Annotated in this window: 3 protein-coding genes; 1 reads left to right on the top strand and 2 read right to left on the bottom strand. The window is 64.8% G+C overall.

The features are described 5' to 3' along the window. Positions 1 to 1,617 (top strand): restriction endonuclease subunit R (locus KF833_24315; GenBank protein MBX3748443.1); only part of this gene is annotated, 1,617 nt, incomplete at its 5' end. A 49-nt stretch (positions 1,618 to 1,666) separates the two neighbouring features. On the opposite strand, the gene KF833_24310 is transcribed toward KF833_24315, so the two are convergent. Both KF833_24310 and KF833_24305 read right to left on the bottom strand, forming a co-directional pair. Further along, the gene (locus KF833_24310; protein ID MBX3748442.1) at positions 1,667 to 3,724 is read right to left on the bottom strand and encodes an ATP-binding protein; all 2,058 of its coding nucleotides are present in this window, start codon (positions 3,722 to 3,724) and stop codon (positions 1,667 to 1,669) included. Next, positions 3,705 to 4,787: a DNA double-strand break repair nuclease NurA gene (locus tag KF833_24305; GenBank protein MBX3748441.1), complete on the bottom strand. Its 1,083-nt coding sequence runs from the start codon at positions 4,785 to 4,787 to the stop codon at positions 3,705 to 3,707. The genes KF833_24310 and KF833_24305 overlap by 20 nt, the downstream gene beginning before the upstream one ends. Positions 4,788 to 5,046 lie beyond the last annotated feature (259 nt).

The raw sequence follows: 5,046 nt of genomic DNA, 5'->3' as shown, positions 1-5,046 counted from the left end.
TTCGAGGAAGTGGACGTCACCACGGATGCGGCGCTGGTCCACGACGGGTACTTCTCCGTGGACAGGAAGAAGGTCGGCAGCAAGACCGTGGAAGTCGCCAGGGACACCCGGGGCGACACGAAGGCCGACGACGACACGTACAGCCTGATCATGCGGGACAAGGAGAAGCTGCTGAGCTTCGACACCAAGCTGAAGTTCATCTTCTCCCACTCGGCGTTGCGTGAGGGCTGGGACAATCCGAACGTGTTCCAGATTTGTGCGCTCCGGGAAATGGGCACCGAACGTGAGCGCCGTCAGACGATCGGCCGCGGGCTGCGGCTGTGCGTGAACCAGGCCGGCGAGCGAATGCGCGGCTTCGAGGTCAACACCCTCACCGTGGTGGCCACCGAGAGCTACGAACAGTTCGCCGAGAATTTGCAGAAGGAGATCGAAGACGATACGGGCATCCGCTTTGGCATTGTGGCGGAGCACCAGTTTGCCGGCATCGCGGTGCCCGGTCCCGACGGCAAGTCCACCCCGCTGGGTTTCGACCAGTCCAAGGAGCTGTGGACCCATCTTCGTGCCGGGGGCTACCTCGACGCCAAGGGCAAGGTGCAGGAGGCGCTCAAGAAGGCGCTGAAGGATGGCACCCTGGCGGTTCCCACCCAGTTCACCGAGCAACTGCCCCAGATCCGGGAAATCCTTCGCAAGCTGGCCGGGCGGCTGGAGATCAAGAACGCCGACGAACGGAAGCAGGTGATGACCCGGCGAGCGGTGCTCCAGAGCGAGGAGTTCAAGGCGCTTTGGGACCGGATCAAGCACCAGACCACCTACCGGGTGCGCTTCGATAACGCGGCCCTGCTGAGCAGCTGCACCCAGGCCATTCAAGAGGCCCCACCCATCACCCGGACACGCCTCCACTGGCGCAAGGCGGACGTGGCCATCGGCCGTGCCGGTGTGGAAGCCACCGAAACGACGACCTCGGCTCCTGTGAACATCGAGGAGGGTGACATTGAGCTGCCGGACGTCCTGACGGAGCTGCAAGACCGCACGCAGCTCACGCGTCGCAGCATCGCTCGAATCCTGACCACGAGTGGTCGTTTGGATGATTTCAAGCGCAACCCCCAGCAGTTCGTTGAGTTGGCGAGCGAGGCGATCAACCGTGCCAAGCGCTTGGCATTGGTCGACGGCATCAAGTACCAACGGCTTGGCGGCGAGTTCTACTACGCGCAGGAACTCTTCGAGCAGAAGGAGCTGACCGGCTACCTGAGGTCCATGATCGACGCCTCGAAGGCCGTCCACGAACAGGTCATTTACCAGTCCGACACCGAGCGCACCTTCGCCGAGCAGATGGAGAAGAACGAGGCCATCAAAGTTTACGCCAAGCTCCCTGCATGGTTCAAAGTCCCGACCCCGCTGGGCACCTACAACCCTGACTGGGCTGTCCTGGTCGAGAAGAACGGTTCAGAGCGCCTCTTCTTCGTGGTGGAAACCAAGAGCAGCCTGTTTACCGACGACCTGCGCGACCGTGAAAGCGGCAAGATCAAGTGCGGCGAAGCCCACTTCGCCGCATTGATGCATGATCGCGACAATCCCGCGCGGTTCATTAAGGCAACCCTGCTGAATGACGTGCTTTGAGGCACCTGAAGTGCGGAAGTTGAAGTGGACCCCAATCCTTGGCTACGGCTCAGATGCCGGCGGTGACATCGGCGGGCCGGGGCTGGAGGGTCTTGCCGGCCTGAAGTTCGAATTCGGCGAGGGGCAGGGCCCAGACGGGTCGGACGACTCCCGCCAGCGCCGCGTAGCCGCTGCGGACGTTGTGGCGCTTCAACACCGTCTCGATCTCGACCGGAAGCTTCGCCTGGATCCAGTCCGGGCCCTCGGGCGAGTGCCGGAGCTGCGCCTCGTCGGCCACCGTGGCGGCGACGATGTCGTGGAGGTAGTCCCGGCTGAACGCCACCCATCCGTCGCCCGCTTGATCGAGCAGCTTTCCGACGGGGTAGAGCCAGAGGCGCGGGTTCACGGCGAGCGCGGACTGGACGGCCCGGGCGGTCAGGGCAGCGAGTTTCCCCGGGTCCAGTCGAGCCTCCGTTCGGGCCGGTTCGGGTTCCTGTTCCGGTGCCGTGGGCGCGGTGGTGGACTGACAGATGCTTTCGAAATCGCAGACCCGGGCCGACAGGACGAAGGGCTGGCTGGGGGCGCTCCAGAAGTAGCAGTTGCCGGCGATGGGTTCGGCCCGGATGAACCCGAGTATCTCGTCGGTGAAGTAGGCGTTGTGCTTCTTGAGGGTCTGGAGGTCCCCGTCGTTGAGGAGATGGAAGACGAAGAAGTTGTCGCCCTGGCTGATGATCTGGCTGGATATCGAGCTGGGCTGCTGGGTGATGAGAACGCAGCCCAGGCCGTACTTGCGGCCCTCCTTCACCCACCGGACGAAGACGTCCCGGTCATCGAGTCGGCGGTCGCCGAGCAGGGTCTGGGCTTCCTCAAGGATGGCGACGCATCGGACCGTGCGTTGGGCCACGTCGGTGAGGTGCCGGAGATTGTGCTGGAAGATCCGCCACAGGAGCATGCCGGTGACGGCGAGGCTGTCCTCCCCCGTGAGGAACGACACATCGACGATCACCACGCGGCCCTGGCGCAGCTCCTCCAGGATGTTCTTCCCGAGGGTGCTGCCGGCGCGGTGAAAGCGACGGATGGCAGGCACGAGGTTGTTCTTGATGGCGGCGAGGCTGACGTCGTCCTTGCGGGCCCGGTAACGGAGTAACCGGGCGATTTCGGTGTCCTCGGTGGCGAATCCCTTCTCGGCGAGGAGGTCCACCAGCGCCTTCCACTGTTGCCAGTCCTGGCTGCGAACGAGGTTGGCGAAGACGGCATCCTGTTTCTCCTGCGGAATTACGGCGGCCACGATGTCCTGGGGCGGGAAGTCCCTGAAATCCAGAAAGGTCGTGCCCTTGACCACATTGGCGAACTGCGGATCGACGTGACGCTGGGTGTAGAGGCTGATGCGATGGCGCAGGCCGGGCACATTGACCATGCCTGGGCGCCCGTGGGCGTCGGGCAGCGCATATTCGCCCTCGGGATCGAAGATGAGGAGGCCCACGTCGGGGGGCGCGCTGTAGAGCTGAGCCATCAGGTACTTGATCAGGTTGCTCTTCCCGTACCCGGCGCGCGCGAAGACGAAGCTGCGCCGGCCTTTGAGGCGGGCGACGCTGAACCGGACGGGAACGTCGGGCAGTTCCCGTTGCCCGTACACGAGATGACCCAGCTTCACCGCGGTTGGATCGTCCTCCAGACCGACGTTGCAGAGGTAGGCAAGGGCCGCATCGGAGGGCACGCGGACCTTCTTCCCGAGGGTGGCGAAGGCGCGCTGGCCGACGGTGAAAGAGAACCCGTTCTGTAGGCCGCCGGACTCAAGATGGCCGAGGAGCTGGACCTTGAGGGTGTACCTGAGGACGCGGCGCATCATGGCCGGCGGGATTCCGTCCTCGGTTTTGGCGATGTCGCTCAGGTAGGCATCGCCCCGTTCGGTGGTGAGCTGCCCGGCGGCGTGATACCGGCTGACCCGGCCCACGAGGGCTTCGGTGTCCCCCAACTCCACCAGGAGAAACTCGCCGAAGCCGGGCATGCCCCCCTCCTGATGCGGGACCACGACGTCCACCTCGAGTTGATGAGGGAGCGGCGAGAAGCCCTTCAACATCCCGACCGCCGGCACGGGCGCGTAGAGATCAGCCGTCTTCTTGTTCATCGTGTGGATTCTCCCGGGCGAGGCGCCGGCCGAGGAGTCGGAGTTCGTGAGCCACCTGAACCGCCGCCGGATCGCGGGTGGCGAGTTGTTCCATGAGCATCTGCTCCAGAAGTTCGACTTCGAGGCCGCCCAGGTGAGCGTGCGCGTGGGCCTCAACCAGGGCCTGTGGGTAGCCGCGAATGGGAAAGCTGGCCCGGGCGGACTCATGCAGGACGGCCATGGCCTCCTCAATTCGCCCGGTCTGCCAGGCCGCGATGTCCACCGGCATGAGGGGCACCCCCGTCCCCCGGTCCAACCGGGCGATGTGGAGGCGGCCAATGGCGCGACCGTTGACCCAGCGGTACTGCGCCGGGGCGGCCTCCCTTTCCAGCGCCGCCGGGATTTCCACGAAAGCGGGACGGTCGCTGCCGAACGTCTCGCTGAGCGCGAGGGCGGCGGAGAGGTAGTTGATCACCCGGGACCGCTTGGCGACCCCCACCAGCAGGTGTCCGTGCTGGACGGTCAGCATCTCGAATCGATCTCGAAGCGCATCGAAGACGCGTTCCGGAAGAAGCACGCTCCGCAGGAGTCCATCGCGGATGAGAAGCTTGGGGGGCGAACTCGTGGCCAGCTTGAGGAGGGCGGCCCATTCCATGAGCTCGCGCAGCATCGAGAGCATGTGGCCCCGCTGGAAATCGGATTGCGGAAACAGGTCGTTCCAGTCGATCCGGAGATAGGCGATGAAGCGCTGGAGCCGTGGATGGGACTGGAAGAAGAAGCGCAGGATTTCCTCCGGCGTCAGGGACTGGGCGATGAAATCCTCGAAGTAAACCTGCCCGAAGCTGTCCGCCACCCGGAGAACATGGAGCTCGATCGGATCGAGATTGAGCCGGTTCTCCCCGCCGTCGGTCGCCACCGTGGCCACCGAAGGCATCCGGGACGCGGCGGGAGGGAGCGGCGGGATGGGGCGGGGCGCCAGCGACTTCAACCGCCCCTGAGTAGTGGCAAGCCGGGGCCATTCATGATCGAGGGCGAGCCGAAGGCTGCGTTCGAGCTTCTCCAACCGTTCGCAGGACGTTCGCATGGCCGGTCACCGATCGAATTGCCATCGGCGGACCGGACAGGACGACCCGAATGCCAACCCGGGCCACCGTGAACCCGCGGCGAGTCTTGCGGACTGATCTGAGGCGCGCGTCATAGCGGAGTGTCGCGATACGGCGACCGATGGCCATCGCGACGACACAAGCTCCTTGAGCGCCGAGAACGCCTACCCACAGATCGGTCTGCCATGCGTCGGGCTTGATGAAAATCGCCCTCCGCCCGGCAACCTGACGACCACTGGC

The organism is Verrucomicrobiia bacterium, from assembly GCA_019634625.1.
Taxonomy (GTDB): domain Bacteria; phylum Verrucomicrobiota; class Verrucomicrobiia; order Limisphaerales; family CAIMTB01; genus CAIMTB01.
Note: the sequence above shows the minus strand (reverse complement) of the source record. Positions and strands in the feature narration are given on the sequence as shown.